Origin of the sequence: Nostoc sp. EspVER01, from assembly GCF_034530635.1 — a bacterium.
GTDB lineage: Bacteria > Cyanobacteriota > Cyanobacteriia > Cyanobacteriales > Nostocaceae > Nostoc.
In genome coordinates this window covers 147693-163871 of the sequence record NZ_JAVRCS010000012.1, presented here as the reverse complement: position 1 = coordinate 163871, position 16179 = coordinate 147693, and the positions used below count along the sequence as shown (strand labels likewise).

The 16179-nt window shown below is 41.2% G+C and carries 13 protein-coding genes and 2 pseudogenes; 7 read left to right on the top strand and 8 right to left on the bottom strand.

The window, feature by feature from the left end; all coding sequences use genetic code 11:
- Positions 1–303: 303 nt before the first annotated feature.
- The 4 genes from leuS (at position 304) to RMX69_RS13430 (ending at position 6140) form a co-directional block, all read left to right on the top strand.
- Positions 304–2922, top strand: a complete 2619-nt coding sequence (gene leuS / locus RMX69_RS13445; protein WP_289798336.1) for a leucine--tRNA ligase — start codon at positions 304–306, stop codon at positions 2920–2922.
- Positions 2923–3095: 173 nt separating this feature from the next.
- On the top strand, positions 3096–3422 hold the full coding sequence (locus RMX69_RS13440; RefSeq protein WP_322637732.1) for a DUF433 domain-containing protein: 327 nt from the start codon (positions 3096–3098) through the stop codon (positions 3420–3422).
- A 3-nt stretch (positions 3423–3425) separates the two neighbouring features.
- Positions 3426–3767, top strand: a complete 342-nt coding sequence (locus tag RMX69_RS13435) for a DUF5615 family PIN-like protein (protein ID WP_094352559.1) — start codon at positions 3426–3428, stop codon at positions 3765–3767.
- A gap of 1218 nt (positions 3768–4985) precedes the next feature.
- Positions 4986–6140, top strand: coding sequence for a pyridoxal-phosphate-dependent aminotransferase family protein (locus RMX69_RS13430; protein WP_289798334.1), 1155 nt, complete (start codon positions 4986–4988; stop codon positions 6138–6140).
- 340 nt (positions 6141–6480) lie between these two features.
- On the opposite strand, the gene RMX69_RS13425 is transcribed toward RMX69_RS13430, so the two are convergent.
- The 6 genes from RMX69_RS13425 to RMX69_RS13400 form a co-directional block, all read right to left on the bottom strand.
- Positions 6481–6708, bottom strand: coding sequence for a DUF2949 domain-containing protein (locus tag RMX69_RS13425; protein ID WP_012410503.1), 228 nt, complete (start codon positions 6706–6708; stop codon positions 6481–6483).
- A gap of 510 nt (positions 6709–7218) precedes the next feature.
- Positions 7219–7725 carry a DUF192 domain-containing protein gene (locus RMX69_RS13420; protein ID WP_289798333.1) on the bottom strand — a complete coding sequence of 169 codons (507 nt, stop codon included), beginning with the start codon at positions 7723–7725 and terminating at the stop codon, positions 7219–7221.
- Positions 7726–7872: 147 nt separating this feature from the next.
- The gene (gene nblR, locus RMX69_RS13415) at positions 7873–8559 is read right to left on the bottom strand and encodes a response regulator transcription factor NblR (RefSeq protein ID WP_289798332.1); all 687 of its coding nucleotides are present in this window, start codon (positions 8557–8559) and stop codon (positions 7873–7875) included.
- A 280-nt stretch (positions 8560–8839) separates the two neighbouring features.
- Positions 8840–9757, bottom strand: a complete 918-nt coding sequence (locus RMX69_RS13410; RefSeq protein WP_322637731.1) for an NAD(+) kinase — start codon at positions 9755–9757, stop codon at positions 8840–8842.
- Between the two features lie 130 nt (positions 9758–9887).
- The gene (locus RMX69_RS13405; protein ID WP_289798330.1) at positions 9888–10886 is read right to left on the bottom strand and encodes an SDR family oxidoreductase; all 999 of its coding nucleotides are present in this window, start codon (positions 10884–10886) and stop codon (positions 9888–9890) included.
- Between the two features lie 224 nt (positions 10887–11110).
- On the bottom strand, positions 11111–11215 hold the full coding sequence (locus RMX69_RS13400; protein ID WP_109009093.1) for a PetM family cytochrome b6-f complex subunit 7: 105 nt from the start codon (positions 11213–11215) through the stop codon (positions 11111–11113).
- A 205-nt stretch (positions 11216–11420) separates the two neighbouring features.
- On the opposite strand from RMX69_RS13400, the gene pdxA reads away from it, so the two are divergent.
- Positions 11421–12512: a 4-hydroxythreonine-4-phosphate dehydrogenase PdxA gene (gene pdxA / locus RMX69_RS13395; protein WP_322637730.1), complete on the top strand. Its 1092-nt coding sequence runs from the start codon at positions 11421–11423 to the stop codon at positions 12510–12512.
- A gap of 566 nt (positions 12513–13078) precedes the next feature.
- Here the strand turns inward: pdxA and RMX69_RS13390 are convergent.
- A pseudogene (locus RMX69_RS13390) lies at positions 13079–13708 on the bottom strand (protein rep).
- 138 nt (positions 13709–13846) lie between these two features.
- Complete coding sequence (locus tag RMX69_RS13385; RefSeq protein ID WP_289798328.1) at positions 13847–14566, bottom strand: response regulator transcription factor; 720 nt, start codon at positions 14564–14566, stop codon at positions 13847–13849.
- A gap of 1 nt (position 14567) precedes the next feature.
- On the opposite strand from RMX69_RS13385, the gene RMX69_RS13380 reads away from it, so the two are divergent.
- Both RMX69_RS13380 and RMX69_RS13375 read left to right on the top strand, forming a co-directional pair.
- The gene (locus RMX69_RS13380) at positions 14568–14744 is read left to right on the top strand and encodes a hypothetical protein (protein ID WP_289798327.1); all 177 of its coding nucleotides are present in this window, start codon (positions 14568–14570) and stop codon (positions 14742–14744) included.
- Positions 14745–15630: 886 nt separating this feature from the next.
- Positions 15631–16077: pseudogene (locus RMX69_RS13375) on the top strand (rhodanese-like domain-containing protein); the annotation flags it as partial.
- Positions 16078–16179 lie beyond the last annotated feature (102 nt).

The following is a 16179-nucleotide window of genomic DNA, read 5'->3' as shown; positions in this document are numbered from 1 at the left end:
GACTTCCAAAAAATAAATTATCCCAAATTATTTGTAGATTTGTAGGGGCGCAAGACCTTGTGCCCCTACCTTCGCGGAGCGTCCCGCAAGGATGGGATGTTTTTTTAACTGAAAGTCCCTAAAACCTTCATCAAATAATTCTTGCGATATCTGAAAGAGTTGCAGTTTGAGCATAATCAGGCTGCTCCTCAACCGCACTGATATATATAAATCTGTGAGTAGTTGACCTACAATATTAGATTAACCTGCTATGTTGACATAGGTAGGTTGACATAGTAAGTAGACCCAGTAGGAGAATTTTTGGTGGATTCCCGATATAACCCAGCAGCAATTGAGGAAAAATGGCAAAAAACATGGGTAGAACTTGGCTTAGATAAGACACCGACAGTTAGCAATAAGCCAAAATTCTACGCTCTTTCCATGTTCCCTTATCCATCGGGCAGCCTACACATGGGTCACGTCCGTAATTATACGATTACCGATGTGATTGCCCGCCTCAAGCGAATGCAGGGGTATCGGGTAATACACCCAATGGGTTGGGATGCCTTTGGCTTGCCAGCAGAAAACGCCGCTATTGATCGTGGTGTACCACCAGCCAAGTGGACTTATCAGAATATGGCTCAGATGCGGCAACAATTGCAGCGTCTTGGTTTATCCATTGATTGGGAATGCGAACTTGCTACCTGTTCGCCAGATTATTACAAATGGACACAATGGATTTTCTTGCAGTTTTTGCAAGCAGGATTAGCTTATCAAAAAGAAGCAGCAGTAAACTGGGACCCTATCGATCAAACTGTACTAGCAAATGAGCAAGTTGATAACGAAGGACGTTCTTGGCGGAGTGGGGCAATAGTTGAGCGCAAATTATTACGCCAGTGGTTTTTCAAGATTACCGAATACGCCGAAGAATTGCTTAATGACTTACATAAATTGACAGGTTGGCCGGAACGCGTCAAGTCAATGCAGGCAAACTGGATTGGCAAATCTACAGGCGCTTACTTAGAATTTCCCATCATTGGGATAGATGAAAAAATTGGAGTGTACACCACACGCCCAGATACCGTTTATGGTGTCAGCTATCTAGTGTTAGCACCAGAACATCCTTTAACAAAACGCGTCACTACAAAAGAACAACAAGCAGCGGTAGAAGCCTTTATTAAAGAGGTTTCCCGTCAAAGTGAGTTGGAACGTACTGCTGACGACAAACCTAAACGGGGTATCCCCACAGGTGGTAAGGCAATTAACCCATTTACAGGAGAAGAAGTGCCGATTTGGATTGCTGACTATGTACTGTACGAGTATGGTACTGGAGCAGTAATGGGTGTACCAGCACACGATGTCCGGGATTTTAAGTTTGCCAAAAATTACGATTTGCCAGTTGATTTTGTCATCGTTTCCCCAGATGATGTTGCAGGTTTTGACTTAACCCCAACATCAGACATTGATGAAGTCACACAACTCATTCAAATTGAATACAACCAGGCATACACGGAACCAGGAATTTTAATTAATTCTGGGGCTTTTACTGGTATGACTTCCACAGATGCTAAACAAGCAATCATTGAATACGCCGAACAACAAGGTTTTGGTAAAGTGCGGGTGCAATATCGCTTGCGGGATTGGTTGATTTCGCGGCAGCGTTACTGGGGCGCACCAATACCTGTAATTCACTGTCCTAACTGTGGGATAGTACCAGTTCCTGATAAAGATTTGCCAGTACAGTTGCCAGAAGAGGTGGAATTTACTGGACGTGGCGGTTCACCTTTGACTCAGTTGGAAAGTTGGGTAAATGTACCTTGTCCAACTTGTGGCACTCCAGCGAAGCGGGAAACGGACACGATGGATACTTTTATTGATTCCTCGTGGTATTTCTTGCGGTTTCCTGACGCTAAGAATGAACAACAGGTTTTTGATTCCAGTAAAATAAACGACTGGATGCCAGTTGACCAGTATGTGGGTGGGATTGAACACGCGATTTTACATTTGTTGTATTCGCGGTTCTTTACTAAGGTTCTGCGGGACAGAGGCTTGTTAAATTTTGATGAACCCTTCCAACGCTTGTTAACACAAGGTATGGTGCAGGGTTTAACTTATCTAAATCCTAATAAGGGTGGTAAAGATAAATGGATTGCTTCTAATCTGGTTAATTCAGCCGACCCGCGCGACCCCCAGACAGGTGAACCGTTGCAACGTCTCTATGCCACCATGTCTAAATCAAAGGGCAACGGTGTAGCGCCAGAAGATGTAATTTCCAAATATGGTGTAGATACAGCGCGGATGTTCATTTTGTTTAAAGCGCCGCCAGAAAAAGATTTGGAATGGGATGAAGCCGACGTGGAAGGACAATTCCGCTTCTTAAATCGGGTTTGGCGTTTGGTGACAGATTATATTGCTGCTGGGGTATCCCGTAAAAAACCCCAATCTGATTTAACTAAGGTAGAAAAGGAATTGCGGCGGGCGATTCACACGGCGATTCAAGCGGTGACAGAAGATGTGGAAGACGAATATCAATTCAACACCGCTATTTCAGAATTAATGAAGTTGAGTAATGCCTTAACTGATGCTGACGGCAAAAATTCACGAATTTACGCAGAAGGTATTTGGACTTTGGTGGTTTTACTAGCACCATTTGCACCACATATTGCTGATGAATTGTGGCATTTATTGGGTGAAAGTGATTCAGTTCATACTCAAACTTGGCCATCATTTGACCCGGCTGCTTTAGTAGCTGATGAAATCACTTTAGTGATTCAAGTTATGGGTAAAACTCGCGGCTCGATTCAAGTACCAGCACAAGCAGATAAAGCAGCGTTGGAAAAATATGCTCGTGAATCAGAAATTGCCCAGCGTTACATCGAAGGCAAAGAGATTAAAAAGGTAATTGTGGTGCCTGGAAAGTTGGTGAACTTTGTAGTTAGCTAAGTACGGCTTTGTGTAAAATCGTGGCGAATTGAGGGTTGAAATTTAAACGCAAAGTGGCGCAAAGGAAAGCGCAGAGGTACGCAGAGAACTCGCTATGAATTAATTAAATGTTGTACTTAGCAATTGATAAAATTGTAAATTTAGCCTGACAAAACATCAGAGGATTTACATCTGTGACACTAAAAGAGTTAGAACAACAACTGCTTGCCCTCAGTCCTGGTGAAAAATTGCAGGCTATACAGTTACTTGCTCAAAGTCTCGGCAACAATTGGCAAGGAATTGAAAAAACTCCTAGAGTCTGTGGTGGAGAGGCTCGCATCGCTAAAACTCGTATTCCCGTTTGGGTACTTGTGGAAGCTCGCGGTCTTGGATATAGTGATGCTGACCTTTTGACGAGCTATCCAACTATTACAGCTACAGATTTAGCTAATGCTTGGGTATATGCAGAAGCTCATCCCAATGAAATCGAATTGGCAATTGAGCGTAATGAGGTAGCCTAATCGATGGCACGGTTTTACGCAGATGAGCAGTTTCCCTTTCCAGTTGTGGAATTATTACGCGCTTTGGGGCATGATGTTTTGACAGTTCAAGAAGCAGAAAATGCAGACCAAGGTATACCTGATGAGGAAGTGCTAGCATTTGCCATAAGTCAAGAACGCTCAATATTAACTATCAACAGAGTTGATTTTATCCGTTTGCATCGTCGTGATTCTAACCACTTCGGTATTTTTGTTTGCACGAATAATCGTAATTGGGAACAATTTGCAGCACGGATAGATGAGGCTGTGGCAACAGAAGAACCTTTGCAAGGAAAACTAATTCGTGTGGTACGTCCAGTCACTTAACAAGGTTTTGACGGAACACACAAATTTTAAAGTCGTAAAGTATATGTTGTTACAATTTTTACAGCAGTAGTTTATTCCTCTGATAGATGTGTATTTAAACACAGATGTATAACTATCCAGAGAGTAGGACTGTTTTATTTATACACAAAAAAGCGCTTGAGAGTTTTGCTCACTCAAGCGCTTTTCTGTAAAAGCTTATACCAACTCACTCGTTTGATGCAACATTTGAAATCTGCAACATTCCCTGAGGAGGGAGTATTACGAGGATAACTTGTGACAAACATGTGGTGAAATGGTATCACTCCTTGCACTAACTAAGAATATCTCTTTTACAAGAATACCGGGGATCTAGTGAGTGACAGTTTATGAACTGAACACTAGTTAAAAACGACTCACCGTGAATAGTAACTAAGGAGACTAAGCACGATTGTAGCAATTTTGTAAGTATAGTATAAAAACTTATAGTTTATTAGCATAGGCGTAGTCTGCTGTCGGCATCGCTTACCACTAAGTGCAGTATCAAAAAGTGCAGCAAGTAGTAGCATAAATATCTCACTGCGGCAAATTAGTCGCTATCAAATAAGCCAGAGAATGCTTGGATATTGGCATCGAAGCGATTTTGACTCAAATAAATCATAGATGAAGGTATTTTTTAGACAATGGAAACCCAAGAACAAATCTTCAACCCAAATAGATTGAAAAGTTTGAGTTGGGTATCTTCTATCTCTTAGCAAACGGTGACATCCAAGTCTTCTGTATAGTGTAGGGGGTTACTTCTTTCATGGAAGCAAAACACAACTTTTTCACCGACAATTACCGCGATGTTCAAAACGATTTCGCGTTTTTCTATAAAAACAACTGAGGTGGATTATGGGTAAATTTTAAGAATTTATCGTACCTATGCCTCATCTAGATAGATGTTTCATCTTTAGCTAAAATAGCCGTTCGCCTACGAGCAGACACCTTAACCTGGCGTCTAGGTGTGTGGTAAGATTGCCTGGAACAGAGGTTTTATCTGAGTTAGAGTCTGGTATAAATTGCAAAGGTCAAGCTGACCGATCATTAACTCCCACAATACTTTTCCTATAAATTTGGAAAATATACAACAAGGCTGGTGACGATCTGAGTGGAATTTGTAGATGAATATCTAAGGATTTGCTATCAGACTTAACCAACTTTCCACAATTTTGACTTTTATTTGACTTTTAGGATAGACACATGAACGATAAGCTGATGCTGATGATTCCAGGCCCTACACCGGTACCAGAAGCTGCCTTACTGGCATTAGCCAAGCATCCGATTGGACACCGTACTAGTGAATTTAGCAACATATTGGCAGAGGTGACAGAAAACCTGAAGTGGCTGCACCAAACTCAAAGTGATGTGCTGATGCTGAATGTCAGTGGTACGGGTGCTGTAGAAGCGGGAATAATTAATTTTCTCTCTCCAGGCGATCGCATTTTAGTTGGTTCTAATGGTAAATTTGGTGAACGCTGGGTAGAAGTTGGCCAAGCCTACGGTTTGAATGTAGAAGAAGTTAAGGTGGAATGGGGAAAACCCTTAGACCCCGCAGTATTTGCTGAAAAACTCCAAGCAGATACGCAAAAGCAAATCAAAGCCGTAATCATTACCCACAGCGAAACCTCGACGGGTGTGTTGAATGACCTAGAAACCATCAACCGCCACGTTAAAGAACACGGTGAAGCTTTAATTATCGTTGATGCGGTGACTAGCTTGGGTGCGTTTAATCTACCCGTGGATGCTTGGGGCTTGGATATCGTCGCCTCCGGTTCCCAAAAAGGTTATATGATTCCGCCCGGATTGGGTTTTGTTTCTGTCAGTGCCAAGGCTTGGGAAGCTTACAAAACTGCGAAGCTACCAAAATATTATTTGGACTTAGGCAAATATCGTAAAGCCACAGCCAAAAATACAACTCCATTTACTCCGCCTGTGAACTTGATTGTAGCGTTACACACCACGTTGCGAATGATGAAAGAGGAAGGCTTGGAGTCAATATTTGCTCGACACGAACGGCTGAAAAATGCTACCCGCGCCGCCATTCAAGGGTTAAATTTACCCCTGTTTGCAGCAGATAGTTCCGCTAGTCCAGCGATTACGGCTGTAGCACCACAGGGAATTGAACCTGATAAGATTCGGTCATTGATGAAAAAACGCTTTGATATTGCCCTAGCAGGTGGTCAAGACCATTTGAGCAATAAAATTTTCCGTATTGGTCACTTGGGTTTTGTGAGCGATCGCGATATCCTTAGCTGCATAGCATCTTTAGAAGTTATCCTCACAGAACTTGGCTACGAAGACTTTACCCCTGGTTCTGGTATAGCAGCAGCAGTTAAAGTGTTTAGTCAGTCCTGAGTACTAAATCAAAAGAGCGAGTTGATAATTTAACTCGCTCTTTAATTTGTATGTAGAGTAGAAACCGTCAAAGTCAAGAGAGCTATATATCAATCTTTGCATAAGTGTAGAGTTGATATGATATACCTCAATTCTCCTAAATGACACCAAGTTGCCCTAGATAGTATTATTTGCTTTGGAGAAAGTCGCACTGTATCTTTGACACCAAACAAGACTAACTTTGGCAACTTTGTATCATCCCAAATTGGCATAAATAGTATTGTTTGAGATTCTGCTAATAGGCATTTGATAGAAACTTTTAATCCAAAGTCTAAAATCTACAATCCAAAATTGGTATAATCTACGCCGTCTCCAGCCAATCATAAATTTGTTCTAATTGCTCTAGAGTAATCAAACCATATTGCCAAAGAATCATTGCCAAAGGGCCTGGGTCTTGCTCCCGATGCCGAAGTGCCACCGCTAATGATGCTGTGGAAATTGCCAAATCTTCTTGCAAAAAATGAATCAGTCGGGAATATTTTGATGGTGACATTTGTATCTCACCTCCTTGTGCAGAATGTATTGTCATATATCAGTTCACCATTACTCGGTAGACAGTAGCCAGTATTTCATCTGTCACTGTGCCGTTATCGGCTATACACCCCAGCACAGTTTTTGTTAATCTGCCTTCAACAGAGGCTTCCTATAGATGGTCTGAGAAATGAAAATTCTCATACAAATTATTTGCTAGCTTATTAAGCAGTATTTTTACTTAATTAAATTGGCTTCATCTTATTTACTTTTGTGTTTTATTTAATTACACAGGTAGTAATAAAGATTCCATAGCCTATACTCTCCTATTGGCGACTATTTACACTTACGCCCAAGGGAATATTTTTGAGACTAAACCTGAAGACTGTGATTTCAGGTTTGAGACAGTAGAATTTTACATTATTACCACAGTTTTTAAATAGTAGCGTTACAAGTGCTATTTGACCACCCAAAGTGACATTTTTTACAAAAAAAACATATATTTCGACCGTATAGGCTCTCAACCGAGTAATTACCCAAATTTCTATCCCCGCAAAGCATCAGAGTTTCAAAACTCAATTTTGAGAATATCGCCCACTTTCAACTTCAATTCGGCAGCTCTTCCAGAACGAAGTTCAATCACCTTATCAATTGGTGTATTGGGGCCATAAGTAGGACAAGGCTCACTTGTACAAGGAGGCGCAGCAGCCTGAATATATTTAACTACACCTTTATGTAGAAATACCATATCCAGGGGTACTGGTACATTCTTCATCCAGAAACTTACTGGTCGTGCTGAAGGGAAGCCAAACAGCATTCCCCGGTCATCTGGTAAAGCTGGTCGATACATCAACCCCATCGCTTGCTGTTCTGGCGTCTGCGCTACCTCTAATTGAATCGTTGTACCATCAGGCACAATGGCTTTAGCAGAAATTGGTAGTTTTTGACCTAAACTTTCTGGTGCTGGAGTTTTAGAACCAGAGGTGGGGCTAGGAGATTTAGCTGTTGTTGGCACAGAACAACCCATCAGAAAAATACTCAGCACTATCGAGAGCAAACTTAGCCAACGAGTCATATAGCTTTTCGATTTTGTAATTTAGACTTCAATTTTACAGTGTTGTAGCCAGAAAAACCCTTTGGTTGGAAGGCAGTAGGACCCAAACATTCCCAATCCGAAACTGGGAATGAGGCAAGGAGATAGGCAAACTCCCGCTACAGTATACTAGGATTCTCTTAAAACGTACCCTACGCCTCGCACTGTTTGAATGAGGCGCTTTTGACCTTCATCTTCGATTTTTAACCGCAAGTAACGGATGTACACTTCAATTACATTCGACTCACCCAGAAAGTCGTAACCCCAAACATTTTCTAGAATTTGTTCGCGGGTTAACACCTCACGAGGATGTTCCATTAAGAATTTTAATAGTTCAAATTCCTTCATTGTCAAGTCAATTGGTCGTCCGTTGTGTATGGCACGGCGAGTTGCTATGTCTAAAATTAAATCCCCAAAGCGTAATTGCTCTGTGGTATCCACATCGGGTTTTAAGTAGAGGCGAATCAACTTCAAAAAGTCTTCTGAGCGGTAAGGTTTGAGGATGTAATCATCCGCTCCAGCTTCTAGACAAGCTACACGATCGTCAACTGTATCCCTTGCCATTAAAATTAATACAGGCGATCGCATACCAGTGCTTCTCATATTTTTGCACAATGATAGTCCTGATTCTCCTGCTAGCATCCGGTCTAAAACAATTAAAGCAGGTTGGCGATCACGACAGTGTTCTAAACCACTCGTCGCATCATGAGCCAAAATTGATTCATAACCTGCTTCTTGCAAATCGCAAGAAAGCTGATTTGCAAGGCTCTCATCGGTTTCAATCACCAAAACACAGGGACTTTGAGCAACTGTCATAACAATTTGGGATATTGGATTTAGGATTGTAAAGATATTCCAGAGAAAATCTTTACATCAGTTATAAAGTGCAATTACGAGCTTTTAGTGATGTAGCAATTCTGATTTGACGCGCTGCTAAGGATGTTTTAGCACGTTCAGGTGTCAGCTATCGAATTCTCGGATGCAATCTTAATAACTAACTCCAAATTCCATCTCCATACCAGTAATTCTGGAAGGAAATCAGTAAATGGGGCATTGGGGGGCACAGGAGAAATAACTAATGCCCAATGCCCAATGCTTACGGTAATTCGACAGAAGTTGGTTTAGCGATATGTGGTAAACCCCAACCTAATTTTTCTCGCAAAATTCGGAAAAACTCAGGCTGTTGCAGGCGAATAAATCGGGCACTATATTGCGATCGCTCCATATATACTCGATCTTCTGGTAATATATAGCACCCTCCATTCCCATCTACTACCATTACCAGTCGAGGGATATTGACTGGGTAGATATTGACCGATTCAGTATCTGGAAATACCAATGCTCTAGAAGCTAGGGAATGGGGACAAATGGGTACTAGTTGTAAAACAGGTACGCCAGGAGTTACCACTGGGCCACCAGCACTCAATGAGTAAGCTGTAGAACCAGTAGGCGTAGAAACAATCACACCATCTGCGGCAATATCTACTGGCGCATGATGCCCTATGGCAATTTCAAAATGGCACATAGAGGTCAAAGGTTCTCGGTGTAGCACCATTTCATTCAGGCATAGGGCTTCCCATAGCACTGAATCATCCCGAAACACTTTGACATTGAGCATAGCTCGTTCTTCAATTTCATACTCACCTGCCATCGCCTGTTCTAGTGCTTGGGGCAATTGATTCAGGAAAGTTTCCGTCAAAAATCCCATGTGGCCGGTATTCACTGTTAGCAGTGGAATACCACAAGGGGCTACTTGACGAGACGCTGCTAGAACAGTGCCGTCTCCCCCCAATACCACTGCAAACTCCATATCTGAGTCAAAACCAGGGGGTGTCAGACCATCAATGGGGGTGTGGCACACAGGACTCTCAGGATTAGGGTAGCCCAGTATACCACCAATACTCGATGTGATACATACATTCCAACCGGCTGCGGTTAGCTTGTCTTTCAACTCAATAGCGACACGGCCCGCTATCGGTTTAACGTCATTGTAGATAATGCCTGCTTTCGGCACACTCAAATATCCAAGTTTAGGCGATGCTCTGTATTATGTAATCGTTACACATTTTTGGTCATGTAGTCATTAATCTAGAGTCAAATATCCAGAGTCTAGAGTTTTACGACTAATGTCTGTTTTGTAATGACTATTGACTATTAGCTTTTGAAGATTGTTTAAAAGGAGTTTTTTTAGGTTTCTGCTTTTTATTTTTATTTTTTTGGTAGTCTACTTCTTTGAGCTTCTTCATGATTCGGCTGAAGTACTCTTGGAGATAACTTTCTAGGGTTGTGGTTTGTTGCGGATCTAAACCAAACACTGTGTATACATCATCCATTGAAGCATTTAACTGTTTACCACTAGCCAATACTTCTGTAAACGCCAGCCTGTCTGCTACGTTCCATCCCCACTGAAAGAATCGCATTATGCCCCGTACAGCACGCAGTAAGGTTATTGGCATCCGCGTTACTCTGGCATCTTTTCCAGATAAGCGTTCGCACAGGTTGATAATTTCTTCTGCACTCCATGCACGAGTACCGACTACAGGAAAAGCTTGGTTTTCCGTTTCTGGTACACTCAATGCTCGGATAGCAAACTTAGCAATGTCCTGAGTGTCCATATAAGCGATAGGAGAAGAATTACCTGTTACCCAAACTGGCTGTCCTTCCAAAATGGGAATTCCATACTGACCGATTAACCCTTGCATAAACCCAGCTAGCCGCAAGATGGTATAATTCAAGCCTGACTCAGCCAAGAATAGTTCTGTACACCGCTTAATTTCCATGAGCGGCACTTCTGGATATTTATCAGCATCTAAAATCGAAAAGAAAATAAAACGCTCAACACCCGCTGCTTTTGCTGCTTGAATCAATGCTACTTTGCCTTCCCAGTCCACTTGTTTGATACTCAATGAATCTGTAGGACGAGAGGTTGAGGCATCAATAACTTGGGTTACACCAACTAAAGCTTCCGCTAGGGTATCGGGGTAACGTAAATTTCCGGGGACGAGTTCTGCACCCCATTCTTTAAGAAAAGCTGCTTTTTTACTGCTGCGGACAAGACAGCGTACTTTATATCCCTCATCGATAGCACGACGAGCCACTTGTCTTCCTAAGGTGCCAGTGGCACCGACGATTAATAATGTCATGAGGGTTGTAATAAATTTTAATGTTTTATGAAAAGAATGTTATCAGAATAACCTATGCAAACAAAAGTTTACATCTTTTCTCAGAAAATCAATTTATTTGGATGTACTCATGGGAAAATAGCTGTCCGATTAACGGACAAGCTTTTTTCTCATTTCAATGAAAAAGGGAGTGGGGAGTGGGGAGTGGGAGAGTAATAACTCCTAACTCAGAACTCAGAATTCAATTATTCTTCTCCGCCTTGAATTTTCAGTAACAACGCGCCTAAGCCCCAGCCTACGAAGATTAAACCGAAAGACAATAGAGCTGCATTCAAAATTTCGCCGCCCATTAGTGTGATTCTCCTTATGCAAATTGGTGTGTAAACTAGGTCTACCAGAAGCTTTTCAACAGTTGCTAGGATTAGACCTGTGTAAACAATTTTAAACTAGTTTAGCAGGTAATCCCTACTGGCTTGGGGGGCAATCCCTACTGTTGGCAAAAGCAGAGATGGGTAAATCGAAAAGATTTAATGATAATAATTATGAAGAGATTTTATGTATCAAAATAATCAAGGTGGTTTAATAAATTTTGTGAAAGAGAATCGTCCGCGTTTGGCGCTGACGCTCGGAGATCCGGCGGGGATTGGGCCGGAGGTGATTTTGAAAGCTTTAGCCGATCCAGAAATTCGTAAAAAATATGACGTTACAGTAGTGGGTAACGGAGATTTGCTGGCACAGATTTATCACAAACTGAATTTAACTGAGAATTTAGTAGCTTTGGCAAATCCAGATGAGTTGTCAGTCAGCGATGTGCAGTTGGATGAAAAAATTAAAGATCAAATTATTTCAGGAATAGGTAATGCAGCCAGTGGTGCGGCTAGTTTTGCGTATATGGAATATGCGATCGCTCAAACACTCGCTGGTAAATTTGATGGTATTGTCACAGGGCCGATCGCTAAATCTGCTTGGAAAGCCGCAGGATATAATTATCCAGGGCAAACAGAACTTTTGGCACAAAAATCAGGTGTTGACCGTTTTGGGATGTTATTTGTGGCGCGATCGCCCCATACTAATTGGACACTCCGCGCCTTACTTGCTACCACACATATTCCCCTGCGTCAAGTAGCTGATACATTGACACCGCAGTTGCTGACACAGAAATTGGATTTGCTGGTGGAGTGTTTAGAGAAAGATTTTGGTATATATAGAGGGAGAATTGCGATCGCAGGTTTGAATCCCCACAGTGGCGAACAGGGACAACTTGGACATGAAGAACAAGATTGGTTAATTCCCTGGTTGGAGCAAGAGCGACAAAATAGGCCACAATTACAGTTAGATGGGCCGATACCACCAGATACGATGTGGGTTAAACCTGGTCAAGCTTGGTATGGAAATTCTTTAGTACAAAATCCCGCTGATGGCTACTTGGCACTTTACCACGACCAAGGCTTAATTCCTGTGAAGCTGATGGCGTTTGATCGGGCAGTTAATACTTCTATTGGTCTTCCTTTCGTTCGCACTTCACCCGACCACGGCACAGCGTTTGATATTGCAGGTAAAGGAATTGCTGATGCTACGAGTATGAAAGCAGCAATACATTTAGCGGCTGAGTTGGTTGGTCAAAGATTGGCGGCGACAAAACTATGAATTATTTCATGATACCAATTCTCTATGAAGATGCACAGAATAACACACTTGAAGCTCTATGCTAGACAAGGTAATTATTCTCTGCAGGCTCACATAGATTTGGTATGAGGAAATTACTGGATGCATTGGGATTACAGCTAGCAGTAACAGTGAAGTCAGTATGAGGTGATTTTTTAAGCTTCGCGCTGAAGAAATCATGAATAGGCAAATGCCTAAAAGTATATGAAGGAAATAAATAAAGAGTTGTATTCCAATAGTCGTGGAGTGGAATAGACTTTAAATATTTTTTCTTATAGCGAAAATTTAACCGGCTAACACTTGATAGAAGTGAGGAAATCCAGTTGTTTACTCATTGAGTGGATAGGACTTCCTTTTTTTTGTTCATTTTGGGTTGAAGATTTTTTGATTTTTAGGAGCTAATTATGAATTTTGATAACATTGAAGATTTTGGTTTCGATCTTAAAAGTTTTCGTGACTGGTGTGAATATCAATCTAATATGAAGTCAATGCCTTCTAGTAAGATTGCTTTTGGTCGAACTCACAAATGGTTTGGAAACGAGGTAATACTAGTACACCCTACTGAAATACGAAGGCGGCACTATTGCCAAAATATGTAAATGCGGGTGTGCCGAGACTCCATCTTTACCTTTGGTAACTTCTATGGACTTTACCCAACCTTTCGCAGGTCATGCTTTCAATTCAGTGAGTCGCTTAAAAGCCTTATTTATAGAATCCAAGTTTTCCTTGAGTTCTTCAATCTGGCAATTCTTTACAGTCAAGGTAATAAACAGCCAACGGTGTTTGGGGTAATCAGTGACAACCTGTGGGAGAATTTTGTAAGCTCTTGCTTTCCACATTAGCGATCGCCGCCACTGACAGACTGGACAATGACGAACCCTACAGAATCGGGCATCTGATAGTTTTAAGTTGAGAATACCTTCCGATTCGTCAAGTACTAATTGAAATTTCAGCAACTCGGAACAGATTCTCATCCGCCAAGCATACTGCTGAAAATAATGTTCGTCTGCTTTGGCGTAATAGCGCAAGACTTTATCAGTATTAGCTCTGTGCTTGTCCCAAATTTTACCTATAGGCGAAACTTCGGTTAAGCTCTGGACATTTTGATTTTTCTGAAACTTGTCTTGAGACGATATATTAAAAGCAATAAAGTTACTATCTGAGGCTTGAGCAGACACGAAATTACCAACTCAGTTTGTATCAACGTCCAAAATTAACGCAAGTTATACGGTCAAGCCTCAGTAAAAGTATTTAAGTAAGCAATAAAACAATGCTGACTAATTCTTTGTTATAAACTCTTTCTGAAATCGAAAAGCTCAGGAAGTAGTATTTTCGTCGGGCGCTTCAAACTTATAACCATAGCCCCGCACAGTTTTAATAAACTCCGGTATGCTGGGATCGACTTCCATCTTTTTGCGAAGCTGACCAATATGCACATCAACCACCCGGCCATCTCCTACGTAATCGCAACCCCAGATTTTTTGGATTAGCTGTGGACGACTCCAAGCCTGATTAGGATGACTTGCCAAAAAATGTAAGATATTAAATTCCAGCGCTGTTAAGGCAAGAGTTTTATCGTTAAGTGTTACCTCGCGTCCCTCTGGATTAATTACTAGCTGCTTGAAAACGATACGTTGTGTTGGGGAGGGATTGATGTAGCGTATCCGCCTCAAAAGAGCCTCTACTCTAACTTCAACTTCTGCAAGACTAAATGGTTTAGTCATGAAATCATCAGCACCTGCGCTTAAGATTTTAATTTTATCAGCCTCATCAGTCCTACTAGTCAATATCAGCACTAAAACATTAGTACGACTCTGCATTTCTTGGCAAAGGCTATAACCAGTAACATCCGGCAAATTCCAATCCAGAATTACTAAAGCTGGGTTGAATTGCTCAAACAACGATAAGGCAGTCTTACCATCTGCTGCGGACTCTATTTGATATTTCCGACTTAAAAAACGATAGACGAGATTTCGCACGCCGAAGTCGTCATCAACAATCAGAATTTTGGGAGTAGTAGCAGTAACCATAACCATAATGCTGTCTATTGTAGATTGGGCGATTTGCTGTTGTGCCAGCTTTACTTTACGTGTTTCTGTTAAGTACCATCGCTACTGTAGTACTTGTATACATTTAATTTTCCATGAAGCCGATCGCAACCTCAGCAATCATCATGCCGATAAAATTTATAATTATGGCATGATTTTTGCATAATTTTGAATTTGTATTGTATAATGTTAAATTTTTACATTTGGGGTAAGTGTAATTAAAAACCATCTCCGTAATCGCAAATAGTCAAAAGACACATCCAGAAGCGACGGCAATTGATACAACTTTAAAAGGGTAACGCACTCCCTGATTAATTAGGTCTCTATAAAGGCTCACAAACTAACTTATCAGCCAATCTAGATTCTCAACTCCTACTTACTCGACTGTACTATAAACAATAAATATGTTCTCTTGAAGAAGGTCTACGAAAATCTACCCTGGTGCATTTACATGTAGCTGCCCTCTTAAGCATATACTATACTACAAGTCTGAGCCTGAACTATGACAAGCCAAGGAATGAAAGCATCGCCAGAAGGTATATAGGGCGTCAAAACCAGCTTTAACAGACAAAAGCAGAATTACTCTAGCAATATTATGATGTCAATAAATTGCTGGGAGCTTGTTTCAATAGTACTGCTGACAGCAGAATTCAGAAGTAAAACACCCTTTATATTTGGGTAACAGATTTAGCGTATGTACCTCACAAACTTCTGATGTCCTGTATATAACGCTATAAGTATGGCAGAAAATTGAGGAGACATTATTATTGGCGATCGCTGATATTAAAAAGGTATCAATTACTATATTTATCACTAAATATTTTTCATTTCAAACTAATGTTTTCTCGATTCATGAAGAATTACGTAAAACCTAAAATATTGTCTGTCAATACTATCAAATGGCATTATTTACAATTGATTAATTGGTTGATTTTCTGGAAAATACTCAGTCTATCTGAGGAGAGAGTTTAAGAATACTCATACCAGAGAAAGAGCAATTAAATATCTTCAGTTCGCTAAATTGCTATTAATATCGTCAGCAAGGAAAAATTATGGTTAATAATTTAGTAGGCGGCATCATTCCCCCACAACCACCAATAGAAGCACAAACTGATGCTCATGTCCTGAAGAGTCGTTTGGAATGGGGTGAACCAGCTTTTACAATTCTGGATGTGCGCGATCGCTCGACCTACAATGAAGGTCACATTATGGGAGCAATGCCAATGCCAGCAGATGAATTGGTACAACGCGCAGTACCTTCTTTAGATAAAAGCCGTGATATTTACGTTTACGGTGCCAACGAACAAGACACTGCCCAAGCCGCACAACAACTGCGTTCTAATGGATTTGAGCATGTCTCCCAACTCAAAGGTGGTCTTGGCGCATGGAAAGCGATCGGTGGTCCAACAGAAGGGATTGTTGAATCAAAAACTCCCGCAGGTGCAGATGACTACAATGTTGTAGATCGCTTAAAAAACCACCAAGAAAATCTGCAAAAGGGCGGTACTAGCGCCACAGAATCCATTAAACAGGGAGCAAGTAACCTTAAAGAAGGCATTCAAGAAGGAGCCAGTAACCTTAAAGAAGGCATTCAAGAGCAA

Coding starts and splice junctions, on each gene's coding strand:
- nblR (WP_289798332.1), bottom strand. CDS start 8,559: ATGACAGTTGCTCAAAGTCCCTGTGTTTTGGTGATTGAAACCGATGAG.
- RMX69_RS13385 (WP_289798328.1), bottom strand. CDS start 14,566: ATGGTTATGGTTACTGCTACTACTCCCAAAATTCTGATTGTTGATGAC.
- RMX69_RS13420 (WP_289798333.1), bottom strand. CDS start 7,725: ATGACTCGTTGGCTAAGTTTGCTCTCGATAGTGCTGAGTATTTTTCTG.
- RMX69_RS13435 (WP_094352559.1), top strand. CDS start 3,426: ATGGCACGGTTTTACGCAGATGAGCAGTTTCCCTTTCCAGTTGTGGAA.
- RMX69_RS13425 (WP_012410503.1), bottom strand. CDS start 6,708: ATGACAATACATTCTGCACAAGGAGGTGAGATACAAATGTCACCATCA.
- RMX69_RS13430 (WP_289798334.1), top strand. CDS start 4,986: ATGAACGATAAGCTGATGCTGATGATTCCAGGCCCTACACCGGTACCA.
- RMX69_RS13405 (WP_289798330.1), bottom strand. CDS start 10,886: ATGACATTATTAATCGTCGGTGCCACTGGCACCTTAGGAAGACAAGTG.
- pdxA (WP_322637730.1), top strand. CDS start 11,421: ATGTATCAAAATAATCAAGGTGGTTTAATAAATTTTGTGAAAGAGAAT.
- RMX69_RS13400 (WP_109009093.1), bottom strand. CDS start 11,215: ATGGGCGGCGAAATTTTGAATGCAGCTCTATTGTCTTTCGGTTTAATC.
- RMX69_RS13380 (WP_289798327.1), top strand. CDS start 14,568: ATGCTGTCTATTGTAGATTGGGCGATTTGCTGTTGTGCCAGCTTTACT.